Consider the following 13,599-nt stretch of genomic DNA (forward strand, 5'->3'; position numbering starts at 1 on the left):
CCAGATGTCTCGTCGCCATTCTGCCGAAAAGCGTGAAGTCAACCCGGATCCGAAGTTCGGGAACATCATCATTACGAAGTTCATGAACTCGATCATGTACGACGGCAAGAAGTCCGCCGCCGAAAACATCGTCTACGGCGCGCTTGCCATGATCGAGGCCAAGACCAAGCAGGGGCCGCTCACCGTGTTCGAGCAGGCGCTGGAAAACGTCATGCCGACCATCGAGGTGCGGTCGCGTCGTGTCGGTGGCGCCACCTACCAGGTGCCGGTCGAGGTGCGCTCGGTTCGCCGCCAGGCGTTGGGCATTCGCTGGCTGATCACTGCAGCGCGTGAGCGCAACGAAAAGACGATGACGGAGCGGCTCTCGGCCGAGTTGCTCGACGCATCGAACAACCGGGGGAACGCCGTCAAGAAGCGTGAAGACGTGCACCGGATGGCGGAAGCCAACCGTGCGTTCTCGCATTATCGCTGGTAACGGCGAAGACCGGATTTAAGGAACAACCCATGCCCCGCCAACATGCCATCGAGGACTACCGCAACTTCGGTATCATGGCGCATATCGACGCCGGCAAGACCACGACCACCGAACGCATCCTCTATTACACCGGCAAGAGCCACAAGATCGGCGAAGTGCACGAAGGTGCCGCGACGATGGACTGGATGGAGCAGGAGCAGGAGCGTGGCATCACGATCACCTCGGCTGCGACCACCGCGTTCTGGAACGGCAAGCGTCTGAACATCATCGACACTCCCGGCCACGTCGACTTCACCATCGAAGTCGAACGTTCGCTGCGCGTGCTCGACGGCGCCGTATGCGTGCTCGATAGCAACCAGGGCGTCGAGCCGCAGACCGAAACGGTCTGGCGCCAGGGCGACAAGTACAAGGTTCCGCGCATCGTCTTCGCCAACAAGATGGACAAGACCGGTGCCGACTTCTTCAAATGTCTCGCCGACATCGTCGACCGCCTCGGCGCCAAGCCGATCGCGATCCAGCTCCCGATCGGTGCCGAGAACAACTTCAAGGGTCTCGTCGACCTCGTGAAGATGCAGGGCATCATCTGGAACGATGAATCGCTCGGTGCCAAGTTCGACTATGTCGACATCCCGGCCGACCTCGTCGACCAGGCCAAGGAATACCGCGAGAAGATGGTGGAAGCCGCCGTCGAGCTCGACGACGATGCCATGGCCGCCTATCTCGACGGCAAGGAGCCGGATGAGGCGACGCTGAAGCGCCTGATCCGCAAGGCGGTGCTGACCGGCGCGTTCTATCCCGTGCTGTGCGGCTCGGCCTTCAAGAACAAGGGCGTGCAGCCGCTGCTCGACGCCGTCGTCGACTATCTGCCGTCGCCGCTCGACGTGCCCGCGATCAAGGGCACCGACGACAAGGGCAACGAGGTCGTGCGCAAGGCGGACGACAAGGAGCCGCTGTCGCTGCTCGCGTTCAAGATCATGGACGACCCGTTCGTCGGCACCATCACCTTCTGCCGCATCTACTCCGGCATCCTGCAGTCGGGCACTGGCGTCGTGAACTCGACCCGCGAGAAGAAGGAACGTATCGGCCGCATGCTGTTGATGCATGCGAACAACCGTGAAGACATCAAGGAAGCCTATGCCGGCGACATCGTCGCGCTGGCCGGCCTGAAGGAAGCGCGCACCGGCGATACGCTGTGCGATCCGACCCATCAGGTCATCCTTGAAAAGATGGAATTCCCGGAGCCGGTGATCGAGATCGCGATCGAGCCGAAGTCGAAGGCCGACCAGGAAAAGCTGGGCGTGGCGCTGGCCAAGCTCGCCGCGGAGGATCCGTCCTTCCGCGTGTCGACCGATCACGAGTCCGGCCAGACCATCCTCAAGGGCATGGGCGAACTGCATCTCGACATCAAGGTCGACATCCTCAAGCGCACCTACAAGGTCGACGCCAATATCGGCGCGCCGCAGGTGGCGTTCCGTGAGCGTGTTACCAAGCGCGTCGAGCACAGCTACACCCACAAGAAGCAGACCGGCGGTACCGGTCAGTTCGCGGCCGTGACGATCATCGTCGAGCCGAACGAGCCCGGTAAGGGTTACGAGTTCGAGTCGAAGATCGTCGGCGGCGCGGTGCCGAAGGAATACATCCCCGGCGTCGAAAAGGGGCTGGAAAGCGTGCTTTCGTCCGGCGTGGTCGCGGGCTTCCCCGTGGTCGACGTCAAGGTGCAGCTGATCGACGGCAAGTATCACGACGTCGACTCGTCGGCACTGGCCTTCGAAATTGCCACGCGGGCCTGCTTCCGCGAGGCGCTGCAGATGGGCAAGTCCGTTCTGCTCGAGCCGATCATGAAGGTCGAGGTGGTGACCCCGGAAGACTATACCGGTTCGGTCATCGGCGACCTGAATTCCCGGCGCGGTCAGATCCAGGGCCAGGACATGCGTGGCAACGCCAACGTCATCAACGCGATGGTGCCGCTCATGAACATGTTCGGGTACGTGAATAACCTGCGCTCGATGAGCCAGGGACGCGCGACCTTCACGATGCAATTCGATCACTACGCCGAAGCACCGGCGAACGTGTCGGCAGAAGTCCAGAAGAAGTTTGCCTGATTGTCGTTGGTTGCAACTAACGACTGAACGGAGAGTCAAATGGCCAAAGCAAAGTTTGAACGTACTAAACCGCACTGCAACATCGGAACCATCGGTCACGTCGACCATGGCAAGACCTCGCTGACCGCAGCGATCACCAAGGTGCTGGCTGAAACCGGCGGTGCGACGTTCACGGCGTACGACCAGATCGACAAGGCGCCGGAAGAGAAGGCGCGCGGCATCACGATCTCGACCGCTCACGTCGAGTACGAGACCACCAACCGCCACTATGCGCACGTCGACTGCCCCGGCCATGCCGACTACGTGAAGAACATGATCACCGGTGCGGCGCAGATGGACGGCGCCATCCTGGTTGTGTCGGCCGCTGACGGCCCGATGCCGCAGACCCGCGAGCACATCCTGCTCGCCCGTCAGGTCGGCGTGCCCGCGCTCGTCGTGTTCCTCAACAAGTGCGACATGGTCGACGATCCGGAACTTCTCGAGCTCGTCGAGCTCGAAGTCCGCGAGCTGCTCTCGAAGTACGAATTCCCGGGCGACAAGATCCCGATCATCAAGGGCTCGGCGCTCGCCGCTCTCGAAGACAAGGACAAGAAGCTCGGCCACGACGCCATCCTTGAGCTGATGCGCAATGTCGACGAATACATCCCGCAGCCGGAGCGTCCGATCGACCAGCCGTTCCTGATGCCGGTGGAAGACGTGTTCTCGATCTCGGGCCGCGGCACCGTCGTCACCGGCCGTGTCGAGCGCGGCGTGATCAAGGTCGGCGAGGAAATCGAAATCGTCGGTCTGCGCGACACCCAGAAGACCATCGTCACGGGCGTCGAAATGTTCCGCAAGCTGCTCGATCAGGGCCAGGCCGGCGACAACATCGGCGCGCTGCTCCGCGGCACCAAGCGCGAGGAAGTCGAGCGTGGCCAGGTGCTGGCGAAGCCGGGTTCGGTCAAGCCGCACACCAAGTTCAAGGCTGAGGCCTACATCCTGACCAAGGAAGAGGGCGGTCGTCACACCCCGTTCTTCACCAACTACCGGCCCCAGTTCTACTTCCGCACCACCGACGTGACCGGCGTTGTGCACCTGCCCGAAGGCACCGAGATGGTGATGCCGGGCGACAACATCGCGATGGAAGTGCACCTGATCGTGCCGATCGCGATGGAAGAAAAGCTGCGCTTCGCGATCCGCGAGGGCGGCCGCACCGTCGGCGCCGGCGTCGTCGCCGCCATCATTGAGTAAAAGCGAATAGGGAATAGCGAGTAGCGAGTGGACCTGATCCATTCGCTGCTTGCCGCTCACCACTCGCACTACGCGACAAAGAAAGACAAACGGCAATGAACGGCCAAAATATTCGCATCCGTCTCAAGGCGTTCGACCATCGTATCCTCGATACGTCGACCCGCGAGATCGTGAACACGGCGAAACGTACCGGTGCCCAGGTTCGCGGACCGATTCCGCTGCCCACCCGCATCGAGAAGTTCACCGTCAACCGTTCGCCGCACGTCGACAAGAAGAGCCGTGAGCAATTCGAGATGCGCACCCACAAGCGCCTGCTCGACATTGTCGACCCGACCCCGCAGACCGTCGATGCGCTGATGAAGCTCGACCTGGCCGCCGGTGTCGACGTCGAGATCAAGCTCTAATTTTCAGAAGCGTCCGACGTTAGCGGACAGAAAGAACAGGAAGCACGCCGATGCGCTCCGGAGTGATCGCACAAAAGGTCGGGATGACGCGGGTCTTTACGGAGACCGGCGAACATATCCCCGTGACCGTGCTCAAGCTGGGCAATTGCCAGGTGCTGGGCCACCGCACGACCGAGAAGAACGGTTACGTTGCGCTGCAGCTCGGTGCGGGTACCCGCAAGACCGTCTATTTGCCGAAGGCAGAACGCGGCCAGTTCGCGGTCGCCAAGGTCGAGCCGAAGCGGAAGGTCACCGAGTTTCGCGTGTCGGAAGACGCGCTGATCCCGGTCGGCGCCGAGATTCAGGCCGACCATTTCGTCGTCGGCCAGTTCGTCGACGTCACCGGCACCTCGGTCGGTAAGGGATTTGCCGGCGGCATGAAGCGCTGGAATTTCGGCGGTCTGCGCGCCACCCACGGCGTCTCGATCTCGCACCGTTCGATCGGTTCGACCGGCGGCCGTCAGGATCCCGGCAAGACCTTCAAGAACAAGAAGATGCCCGGTCATATGGGCGTCGACCGCATCACCACGCTGAACCTGCGCGTGGTGCAGACCGATGTCGAGCGCGGCCTGATCCTCGTCGAAGGCGCCGTTCCCGGCTCCAAGGGCGGCTGGATCGCGGTGCGCGACGCCATCAAGAAGCCGTTGCCGAAGGACGCTCCGAAGCCCGGCAAGTTCAAGGTCGCCGGCGGCGAGCAGGCTCAGGCTCCGGCCGAGCAGGAGGGCGCGTGAGATGGAACTGAAAGTCACGACCCTTGAAGGCAAGGAAGCCGGATCGGTCCAGCTCTCGGACGCGATCTTCGGTCTTGAGCCGCGCGCCGACATCATCCAGCGTTGCGTGCAGTGGCAGCTCAACAAGCGCCAGGCCGGAACGCACAAGGCGCAGGGCCGCGCCGACGTCTGGCGCACCGGCAAGAAGATGTACAAGCAGAAGGGCACCGGCGGTGCCCGTCACGGCTCGGCCCGCGTGCCGCAGTTCCGCGGCGGTGGCCGTGCGTTCGGTCCCGTCGTTCGCTCGCACGCGACCGACCTGCCGAAGAAGGTGCGGGCGCTCGCGCTCAAGCACGCTTTGTCGGCAAAGGCCAAGGACGGCGGGCTGATCGTGATCGACAACGCCCAGGTCAAGGAAGCCAAGACCAAGGCTTTGGTCGGCCACTTCTCCGGCCTCGGCCTGACCAATGCGCTGATCATCGACGGCGCCGAGCTGAACGCCGGTTTCGCGACCGCGGCCCGCAACATTCCGAATATCGACGTGCTGCCGATCCAGGGCATCAACGTCTATGACATTCTGCGTCGTCAGAAGCTGGTGCTGACGAAGGCGGCAGTCGATGCGCTGGAGGCGCGCTTCAAATGAAGAATATCGATCCGCGCCATTACGACGTGATCGTCGCACCCGTCATCACCGAAAAGGCGACGGTGGCGTCCGAGCACAACAAGGTCGTGTTCAAGGTCGCCAACAAGGCGACCAAGCCGCAAATCAAGGAAGCCGTCGAGAAGCTGTTCGACGTCAAGGTGAAGAGCGTGAACACGCTGGTCCGCAAGGGCAAGACCAAGGTGTTCCGCGGCAATTTCGGTTCGCAGTCGGACGTGAAGCGGGCGGTCGTCACCCTCGAAGAGGGCCACCGCATCGATGTCACCACCGGACTATAAGGCGACTTAGCGATGGCATTGAAAACATACAATCCGACGACGCCGGGCCAGCGCCAGCTGGTGATGGTCGACCGTTCGGCCCTCTACAAGGGCAAGCCGGTGAAGGCGCTGACCGAGGGCAAGCTCGGCAATGGCGGCCGCAACAACACCGGCCGCATCACCGTGCGCTTCCGCGGCGGCGGCCACAAGAAGGCCTATCGCCTGGTCGACTTCAAGCGCGACAAGGTCGATGTCCCCGCCGTCGTCGAGCGGCTGGAGTACGATCCGAACCGCACCGCGTTCATCGCGCTGATCAAGTATCAGGACGGCGAGCAGGCCTATATCCTCGCGCCGCAGCGGCTCGCTGCGGGCGATACCGTCGTCGCCGGCAACCATGTCGACGTGAAGCCGGGCAATGTCATGCCGCTCGGCAACATGCCGGTCGGCACCATCGTCCACAACATCGAGATGAAGATCGGCAAGGGCGGCCAGATCGCGCGTTCGGCCGGTACTTACGCCCAGATCGTCGGCCGCGACCAGGACTACGTCATTCTGCGCCTGAACTCGGGCGAGCAGCGCCTGGTGCACGGCCGCTGCCGCGGCACCATCGGCGCGGTGTCGAACCCCGATCACATGAACATCTCGATCGGCAAGGCCGGCCGCACCCGCTGGCTCGGCTGGCGTCCGCATAACCGCGGCGTCGTCATGAACCCGATCGATCACCCGCATGGCGGCGGCGAAGGCCGCACCTCGGGCGGCCGTCACCCGGTCACCCCGTGGGGCAAGCCGACCAAGGGCAAGAAGACGCGGTCGAACAAGTCGACCAACCGATTCATCCTCCTAAGCCGCCACAAGCGGAAGAAGTAAGGAACGCCGGACATGGTTCGTTCAGTCTGGAAAGGCCCGTTCGTGGAAGCCTCTGTGCTCAAGAAGGCAGATGCTGCACGCGCGTCCGGCCGTCACGACGTCATCAAGATCTGGAGCCGCCGCTCGACCATCCTGCCGCAGTTCGTCGGCCTGACGTTCGGCGTCTACAACGGCCAGAAGCACGTGCCGGTCTCGGTCAACGAGGAAATGGTGGGTCACAAGTTCGGCGAGTTCTCGCCGACCCGTACCTTCCATGGCCACTCGGGCGACAAGAAAGCCAAGAAGGCTTGAGGAATAGACGATGAGCAAACCAAAGCGCGAACGTAGCCTCGCGGACAACGAGGCCAAGGCGGTTGCCCGGATGCTGCGCGTCAGCCCGCAGAAGCTCAATCTTGTCGCGCAGCTGATCCGCGGCCGGAAGGCGTCGGCGGCGCTGGCCGACCTGCAGTTCTCGCGCAAGCGGATCGCGGTCGACGTCAAGAAGTGCCTGGAATCGGCGATCGCGAACGCCGAGAACAACCATGACCTCGAGGTCGACGATCTCGTCGTCGCCGAGGCCCATGTCGGCAACGGCATCGTCATGAAGCGCTTTTCGCCGCGCGGCCGTGGCCGCTCGGGCCGTATCTATAAACCGTTCTCGCACCTGACCATCGTGGTTCGTCAGGTCGAGGCCGAGGCAAGCGCTTAAAGCGCGCAGGAGAAAACGATGGGTCAAAAGATCAATCCAATCGGGCTGCGTCTCGGCATCAACCGCACCTGGGATTCGCGCTGGTTCGCCGGCAAGAGCGAGTACGGCAAGCTGCTGCATGAGGACGTCAAGATCCGCGAGATCCTGCACAAGGAGCTCAAGCAGGCGGCCGTCGCCCGCATCGTGATCGAGCGCCCGCACAAGAAGTGCCGCGTGACGATCCACTCGGCGCGTCCCGGCGTCGTGATCGGCAAGAAGGGCGCAGACATCGACAAGCTGCGCAAGCGCGTTGCCGACATCACGGCTTCCGACGTCGTCATCAACATCGTCGAAATCCGCAAGCCGGAGCTCGACGCCACGCTGGTCGCCGAATCGATCGCCCAGCAGCTCGAGCGCCGCGTCGCGTTCCGCCGCGCCATGAAGCGGGCGGTGCAGTCGGCGATGCGCCTCGGCGCCGAGGGCATCCGCATCAACTGCTCGGGCCGTCTCGGCGGCGCTGAAATCGCGCGCATGGAGTGGTACCGCGAGGGCCGCGTGCCGCTGCACACGCTGCGCGCCGACGTCGATTACGGTGTGGCGACCGCGTTCACGACCTTCGGCACCTGCGGCGTCAAGGTCTGGATCTTCAAGGGCGAGATCCTCGAGCACGATCCGATGGCCCAGGACAAGAAGATGGCCGAGGGCGAGGGCGGTGGCTCGCGTCCGCGCCGTGACGCTGCCGCAGCGTGAGAAATAGAGAAGGTTTGAGGGCTTAAAGCCATGATGCAACCAAAGAAAACGAAGTTCCGGAAGGCGCATAAGGGCCGTATCCACGGCGTTGCGTCTTCGGGTGCGACGTTGTCGTTCGGTCAGTTCGGCCTGAAGGCGATGGCGCCCGAGCGCGTCACCGCCCGTCAGATCGAAGCCGCGCGCCGCGCGCTGACCCGTCACATGAAGCGCGCCGGCCGTGTCTGGATCCGCGTATTTCCCGACGTGCCGGTGTCGAAGAAGCCCGCCGAAGTCCGCATGGGCTCGGGCAAGGGCACGCCGGAATTGTGGGTGGCGCGGGTCAAGCCGGGCCGCGTGATCTTCGAGATCGACGGCGTCAACGTGCAGACCGCGAAGGAAGCGCTGACGCTCGCCGCCGCCAAGCTGCCGATCAAGACGCGCTTCGTCGCGCGCATTGCGGAGTAACGTCATGGCCCCGATGAAAGTGGAAGACATCCGCGCGATGAGCGACGACCAGAGGGAGGACGCGGTCCTCAATCTGAAGAAGGAGCGCTTCAATCTGCGTTTCCAGCGCGCCACCGGGCAGCTGGAGAACACCTCGCGCTTGCGCGAAGCGCGCCGCGATATCGCCCGTATCAAGACCATCGCCGCGCAGCTTCGCGCGAAGAAGAAGTAAGAGGCCGCCAATGCCGAAACGTACCCTTCAGGGCGTTGTCGTGAGCGACAAGCAAGCCAAGACGGTGGTGGTGCGCGTCGATCGCCGCTTCACCCATCCGATCTACAAGAAGACGATCCGCCGCTCCAAGAACTACCACGCGCACGACGAGAACAACGAGTTCAAGCCGGGCGACATGGTGTGGATCGAGGAAAGCAAGCCGATCTCGAAGTTGAAGCGCTGGACCGTGGTCCGGGGCGAGCAGAAGAAAACCGCCTGATAATTTCGGCTTGGCCGAGATCATTCAGGAAAAATTTTGAGCGCGATAGAGCGCAGAAAGAGGACGAGGTGCATCAATGATTCAGATGCAGACCAACCTCGACGTGGCCGACAATTCAGGCGCACGCCGTGTCATGTGCATCAAGGTGCTGGGGGGCTCCAAGCGCCGCTATGCCACCGTGGGCGACGTTATCGTCGTTTCGATCAAGGAAGCGATCCCGCGCGGTAAGGTGAAGAAGGGCGACGTGATGAAGGCCGTCGTGGTGCGGGTCCGGAAGGACATCCGCCGCGCCGACGGCTCGGTCATCCGCTTCGACCGCAACGCCGCCGTCCTGATCAACAACCAGTCGGAGCCGGTCGGCACCCGCATCTTCGGGCCGGTGCCGCGCGAGCTGCGCGCCAAGAACCACATGAAGATCATCTCGCTTGCGCCGGAGGTGCTGTGATGGCTGCCAAGATCCGCAAGGGTGACAAGGTCATGGTGCTGACCGGCCGCGACAAGGGCCGGACCGGCGAAGTCTATGAGGTCCGCCCCGCCGACAACACGGCGCTGGTGCGTGGCATCAACATGGTGAAGCGTCACCAGAAGCAGACCCAGAACCAGGAAGGCGGCATCATCTCCAAGGAGTCGCCGATCCACCTGTCCAACATCGCCTATGTCGGCAAGGACGGAAAGCCGACCCGCGTGGGCTTCAAGATTCAGGCTGATGGCAAGAAGGTACGCATTGCCAAGAGCTCGGGAGCAGAGATCGATGGCTGATACCGCTTACGTGCCGCGCCTGCGCGCGGAGTATGACCGGACGATTCGTGGCCAGCTGACTGAGAAGTTCGGCTACGCCAACGTCATGCAGGTGCCGCGGCTGGACAAGGTCGTGCTCAACATGGGCGTCGGCGACGCGGTCAATGACCGCAAGAAGGCCGAGGTCGCCGCCGGCGAGCTGTCGATGATCGCCGGCCAGAAGGCCGTCGTGACTTATTCGCGGATCGCGATCTCGACCTTTAAGCTGCGCGAGAACCAGCCGATCGGCTGCAAGGTCACGCTGCGCAAGGCGCGGATGTACGAGTTCATCGACCGCCTGGTGACGGTGGCGCTGCCGCGCGTGCGGGACTTCCGTGGCCTCAACCCGAAGAGCTTCGACGGCCGCGGCAACTATTCGCTCGGCATCAAGGAGCACATCATTTTCCCCGAAATCGATTTCGACAAGGTTTCGGAAGCCCGCGGCATGGACATCACGGTCTGTACCACGGCCAAGACCGACGACGAGGCGCGCGCCTTGTTGACCGCTTTCAATTTCCCGTTCCGGCAGTGAGACGCCCGTAAAGCCTCTCAAACGCGGAAACCCAGGAGCCAAGCATGGCAAAGAAGAGTTCGATCGAGAAGAACAACCGGCGCAAGCGGATGGCCAAGAACGCCGCGCCTGCGCGCGCGAAGCTGAAGGCGATCATCGCCGACAAGACCAAGCCGATGGAAGAGCGGTTCGCGGCGACGCTGAAGCTCGCCCAGCTGCCGCGCAACTCGTCGACGACCCGGATCCGCAACCGCTGCGAGCTGACCGGCCGTCCGCGCTCGAACTACCGCAAGAACAAGCTCTCGCGCATCGCGCTGCGTGAACTCGGCTCCAAGGGCCTGGTTCCCGGGCTCGTGAAGTCGAGCTGGTAAGGAGGGTCGGCAAGATGTCAACGCACGATCCAATCTCCGATCTGATCACCCGCATCCGCAACGCGCAGATGCGCTCGAAGTCCAAGGTCTCCAGCCCGGGCTCGAAGATGCGCGCCAGCGTGCTCGAGGTGCTGAAGAGCGAAGGCTATATTCGCGGCTATGCCAGCGTCGAGCACGCTTCGGGCCGCAGCGAGCTCGAGATCGAGCTGAAGTATTTCGACGGCGAGCCGGTCATCCGCGAGATCGAGCGGGTGTCCAAGCCGGGCCGCCGGGTTTACGCCTCGGTGAAGAACCTGCCGCGGGTGAACAACGGTCTCGGCATTTCGGTGTTGTCGACGCCGAAGGGAATCATGGCTGACCACGACGCGCGCGACGCGAATGTGGGCGGCGAAGTTCTCTTCACGGTGTTCTGAGGAAGGATTTTTAGCCATGTCACGTGTTGGCAAGCGGCCTGTGGCGATCCCGTCCGGTGTGACGGCGACCGTCGAAGGGCAGACCGTCAAGGTGAAGGGCCCGAAGGGCCAGCTTCAGTTCGTCGTGCATGACGACGTCGAGGTGAAGTTCGAGAGCGGTGCGGTCAAGGTCGCGCCGAAGTTCAAGACCAACCGCGCCCAGGCCATGTACGGCACCGCGCGCGCCCAGGTCGCGAACCTCGTCGAGGGCGTCACCAAGGGTTTTGAGAAGAAGCTCGAGATCACCGGCGTCGGCTACCGCGCTGCGATGCAGGGCAAGAATCTGCAGCTTGCGCTCGGCTACAGCCACGACGTCGTCTACGCGATCCCGGAAGGCATCACCATCGCGGTGCCGAAGCCGACGGAGATCACGATCACGGGCACCGATTCCCAGCGCGTCGGGCAGGTTGCCGCCGAGATCCGCGCCTACCGTCCGCCGGAGCCCTACAAGGGCAAGGGCGTGAAGTACGCCAACGAATTCATCTTCCGCAAGGAAGGCAAGAAGAAGTAACGGAGCCGGTCATGTCACTGAAGGTCACGAATGCCCGGCGCAAGCAGCGCGTGCGCAACGCGCTGCGCCGGTCCGCCAATGGACGCCCGCGTCTGTCGGTGTTCCGTTCGTCGAAGCACATCTACGCCCAGGTCATCGACGACCTGAAGGGCGAAACGCTGGCTTCCGCCTCGTCGCTGGAAAAGACCATGCGCGAGAGCGGCAACACGGGCGCCAACATCGATGCGGCCAAGGCCGTCGGCAAGCTGCTGGCGGAACGCGCCGTGAAGAACGGCGTCAAGGAAGTGATTTTCGATCGCGGTCAGTATCTCTATCACGGGCGCGTCAAGGCGCTTGCCGATGCGGCCCGCGAGAGCGGATTGAGCTTCTAACGGTTTTGGACATTTACGAGGACAGGGGCTTTCTTCCCCTAAAGATTGGAAAACACCATGGCAGGTGAACGCGAACGCGGCGGACGCGAACGGAGCAGGGATCGCGAGGAGCGCGACAGCGAGTTCGTCGACAAGCTCGTCCACATCAATCGCGTGGCGAAGGTCGTCAAGGGCGGCAAGCGCTTCGGCTTTGCGGCGCTGGTCGTGATCGGCGACCAGAAGGGCCGGGTCGGTTTCGGCCACGGCAAGGCGCGCGAAGTGCCCGAGGCGATCCGCAAGGCGACCGAATCGGCGAAGCGCAACCTGACGCGAGTGGCGTTGCGCGAAGGCCGTACGCTGCATCACGACATCGCCGGCCGCCACGGCGCCGGCCGCGTCTATCTGCGCGCCGCTCCGGCCGGTACCGGCATCATCGCTGGCGGCCCGATGCGCGCGGTGTTCGAAACGCTCGGCATCCAGGATGTGGTGGCGAAGTCGATCGGCTCGTCGAATCCCTACAACATGGTTCGCGCGACCTTCGACGCGCTGAAGCATCAGGATTCGCCGCGTTCGGTGGCGGCGCGCCGCAATATCAAGGTGTCCACGCTGCAGTCGCGCCGCGTCGGCGGCGACGCTGAAGCGGTGGCTGAATAACCGGCGCTTCCAAAGCGCTTTTTGGAGTTAAGACGATGGCCAAGGCCGCAAAGACGATCAAGGTCGAGCAGACCGGCAGCGCGATCCGCCGCCACCACTCGCAGCGTTCCACGCTGATCGGCCTCAAGCTCAACAAGATCGGCCGTGTTGCCGAGCTTCCGGATACGCCGGAAGTTCGCGGCATGATCACCAAGGTCCAGCATCTCGTCCGCGTGGTCGGCGAGAAGTAAGTCAGACAGAGAGGGCATGATCCCGAACAGCGGGGACCGGGTTCCGGTCAAGATCATGCTCAAAGGATAAGGACGCTAACGATGAAGCTCAGCGATATCGCCGACAATCCGGGCTCGCGCAAGAAGCGCATGCGCGTCGGCCGCGGCATCGGTTCCGGCAAGGGCAAGCAGTCCGGCCGCGGCGGCAAGGGCCAGACCGCGCGTTCGGGCGTGCGCATCAAGGGTTTTGAGGGCGGCCAGATGCCGATGCATCGCCGCCTGCCGAAGCGCGGCTTTAACAACATCTTCCGGCTCGAATTCGCCGAGATCAATCTCGATCGCCTGCAGGACGCGATCGACGCCAAGCTGATCGACACCAAGGAAACCGTGACCGCCGAATCGCTGGTCAAGGCCGGCGTGATCCGCCGCGCCAAGGACGGCGTGCGGCTGCTCGGCCGCGGCGAACTCAAGGCCAAGCTCGCGATCGAGGTGTACGGCGCCTCGAAGTCCGCGGTTGCGGCGGTCGAGAAGGCCGGCGGCACGGTGAAGATCCTGGCCCCGGCCAAGGAAGAAGGCGAGGCGGCGTAACATCTGCGTCATTGCCCGCAAATGGGCAGACGATCCGCACCGCGGAATGATGGACTTATCGAAGCCGAGCACCAAATAATGTCCGGCGTCTGCCGATGGC

24 protein-coding genes are annotated in these 13,599 nt (G+C 63.3%); all 24 read left to right on the top strand.

Translation table 11 applies throughout. From position 1 onward, the window contains the following. Positions 1-4 precede the first annotated feature (4 nt). The 24 genes from rpsG (at position 5) to rplO (ending at position 13,499) form a co-directional block, all read left to right on the top strand. Entirely contained in the window at positions 5-475 is a 471-nt protein-coding gene (rpsG, locus tag QA643_RS16265; RefSeq protein WP_028349061.1) for a 30S ribosomal protein S7, read from the top strand. 29 nt (positions 476-504) lie between these two features. Next, complete coding sequence (gene fusA / locus QA643_RS16270) at positions 505-2,577, top strand: elongation factor G (protein WP_283034120.1); 2,073 nt, start codon at positions 505-507, stop codon at positions 2,575-2,577. A 39-nt stretch (positions 2,578-2,616) separates the two neighbouring features. Further along, complete coding sequence (gene tuf / locus QA643_RS16275) at positions 2,617-3,807, top strand: elongation factor Tu (protein ID WP_171712160.1); 1,191 nt, start codon at positions 2,617-2,619, stop codon at positions 3,805-3,807. Between the two features lie 95 nt (positions 3,808-3,902). Next, complete coding sequence (gene rpsJ / locus QA643_RS16280) at positions 3,903-4,211, top strand: 30S ribosomal protein S10 (RefSeq protein WP_002712302.1); 309 nt, start codon at positions 3,903-3,905, stop codon at positions 4,209-4,211. A 50-nt stretch (positions 4,212-4,261) separates the two neighbouring features. After that, positions 4,262-4,981, top strand: coding sequence for a 50S ribosomal protein L3 (gene rplC / locus QA643_RS16285; protein ID WP_283034121.1), 720 nt, complete (start codon positions 4,262-4,264; stop codon positions 4,979-4,981). Position 4,982: 1 nt separating this feature from the next. Beyond that, on the top strand, positions 4,983-5,603 hold the full coding sequence (gene rplD / locus QA643_RS16290) for a 50S ribosomal protein L4 (RefSeq protein WP_283034122.1): 621 nt from the start codon (positions 4,983-4,985) through the stop codon (positions 5,601-5,603). Beyond that, positions 5,600-5,899 (top strand): 50S ribosomal protein L23, encoded by a 300-nt coding sequence (locus tag QA643_RS16295; protein ID WP_225673655.1) that lies wholly within the window; start codon positions 5,600-5,602, stop codon positions 5,897-5,899. Before rplD ends, QA643_RS16295 begins: the two co-directional genes overlap by 4 nt. Before the next feature lie 12 nt (positions 5,900-5,911). Then, positions 5,912-6,745: a 50S ribosomal protein L2 gene (gene rplB, locus QA643_RS16300; protein WP_283034123.1), complete on the top strand. Its 834-nt coding sequence runs from the start codon at positions 5,912-5,914 to the stop codon at positions 6,743-6,745. A gap of 12 nt (positions 6,746-6,757) precedes the next feature. Further along, on the top strand, positions 6,758-7,036 hold the full coding sequence (gene rpsS / locus QA643_RS16305; protein ID WP_283034124.1) for a 30S ribosomal protein S19: 279 nt from the start codon (positions 6,758-6,760) through the stop codon (positions 7,034-7,036). Positions 7,037-7,046: 10 nt separating this feature from the next. Then, positions 7,047-7,433: a 50S ribosomal protein L22 gene (gene rplV, locus QA643_RS16310; protein WP_028349054.1), complete on the top strand. Its 387-nt coding sequence runs from the start codon at positions 7,047-7,049 to the stop codon at positions 7,431-7,433. 18 nt (positions 7,434-7,451) lie between these two features. Continuing rightward, the gene (gene rpsC / locus QA643_RS16315) at positions 7,452-8,162 is read left to right on the top strand and encodes a 30S ribosomal protein S3 (protein ID WP_283034125.1); all 711 of its coding nucleotides are present in this window, start codon (positions 7,452-7,454) and stop codon (positions 8,160-8,162) included. Positions 8,163-8,192: 30 nt separating this feature from the next. Continuing rightward, positions 8,193-8,606, top strand: a complete 414-nt coding sequence (gene rplP / locus QA643_RS16320) for a 50S ribosomal protein L16 (protein ID WP_283034126.1) — start codon at positions 8,193-8,195, stop codon at positions 8,604-8,606. Between the two features lie 4 nt (positions 8,607-8,610). After that, complete coding sequence (rpmC, locus tag QA643_RS16325; RefSeq protein WP_171578048.1) at positions 8,611-8,817, top strand: 50S ribosomal protein L29; 207 nt, start codon at positions 8,611-8,613, stop codon at positions 8,815-8,817. 10 nt (positions 8,818-8,827) lie between these two features. Further along, on the top strand, positions 8,828-9,076 hold the full coding sequence (gene rpsQ / locus QA643_RS16330; RefSeq protein ID WP_009797129.1) for a 30S ribosomal protein S17: 249 nt from the start codon (positions 8,828-8,830) through the stop codon (positions 9,074-9,076). Between the two features lie 76 nt (positions 9,077-9,152). Beyond that, the gene (gene rplN, locus QA643_RS16335) at positions 9,153-9,521 is read left to right on the top strand and encodes a 50S ribosomal protein L14 (protein WP_011473865.1); all 369 of its coding nucleotides are present in this window, start codon (positions 9,153-9,155) and stop codon (positions 9,519-9,521) included. Continuing rightward, positions 9,521-9,835, top strand: a complete 315-nt coding sequence (gene rplX, locus QA643_RS16340; protein WP_225673667.1) for a 50S ribosomal protein L24 — start codon at positions 9,521-9,523, stop codon at positions 9,833-9,835. Before rplN ends, rplX begins: the two co-directional genes overlap by 1 nt. Beyond that, a complete protein-coding gene (gene rplE / locus QA643_RS16345; RefSeq protein ID WP_283034127.1) occupies positions 9,828-10,385 on the top strand; it encodes a 50S ribosomal protein L5 in 558 nt (185 codons plus the stop codon). The genes rplX and rplE overlap by 8 nt, the downstream gene beginning before the upstream one ends. Before the next feature lie 44 nt (positions 10,386-10,429). Continuing rightward, positions 10,430-10,735 (top strand): 30S ribosomal protein S14, encoded by a 306-nt coding sequence (gene rpsN / locus QA643_RS16350; RefSeq protein WP_065750118.1) that lies wholly within the window; start codon positions 10,430-10,432, stop codon positions 10,733-10,735. 14 nt (positions 10,736-10,749) lie between these two features. Then, positions 10,750-11,148: a 30S ribosomal protein S8 gene (gene rpsH, locus QA643_RS16355; RefSeq protein WP_283034128.1), complete on the top strand. Its 399-nt coding sequence runs from the start codon at positions 10,750-10,752 to the stop codon at positions 11,146-11,148. A gap of 16 nt (positions 11,149-11,164) precedes the next feature. Then, positions 11,165-11,698: a 50S ribosomal protein L6 gene (gene rplF, locus QA643_RS16360; protein ID WP_057834253.1), complete on the top strand. Its 534-nt coding sequence runs from the start codon at positions 11,165-11,167 to the stop codon at positions 11,696-11,698. Positions 11,699-11,709: 11 nt separating this feature from the next. Continuing rightward, entirely contained in the window at positions 11,710-12,069 is a 360-nt protein-coding gene (gene rplR / locus QA643_RS16365) for a 50S ribosomal protein L18 (RefSeq protein WP_283034129.1), read from the top strand. Between the two features lie 57 nt (positions 12,070-12,126). Further along, complete coding sequence (rpsE, locus tag QA643_RS16370; RefSeq protein ID WP_029081759.1) at positions 12,127-12,702, top strand: 30S ribosomal protein S5; 576 nt, start codon at positions 12,127-12,129, stop codon at positions 12,700-12,702. Between the two features lie 35 nt (positions 12,703-12,737). Further along, the gene (gene rpmD, locus QA643_RS16375) at positions 12,738-12,932 is read left to right on the top strand and encodes a 50S ribosomal protein L30 (RefSeq protein WP_283034130.1); all 195 of its coding nucleotides are present in this window, start codon (positions 12,738-12,740) and stop codon (positions 12,930-12,932) included. 81 nt (positions 12,933-13,013) lie between these two features. After that, the gene (rplO, locus tag QA643_RS16380; protein ID WP_283034131.1) at positions 13,014-13,499 is read left to right on the top strand and encodes a 50S ribosomal protein L15; all 486 of its coding nucleotides are present in this window, start codon (positions 13,014-13,016) and stop codon (positions 13,497-13,499) included. Positions 13,500-13,599 lie beyond the last annotated feature (100 nt).

It is taken from the genome of Bradyrhizobium sp. CB3481 (genome assembly GCF_029714305.1).
In the GTDB taxonomy this organism is placed as follows: Bacteria; Pseudomonadota; Alphaproteobacteria; order Rhizobiales; family Xanthobacteraceae; genus Bradyrhizobium.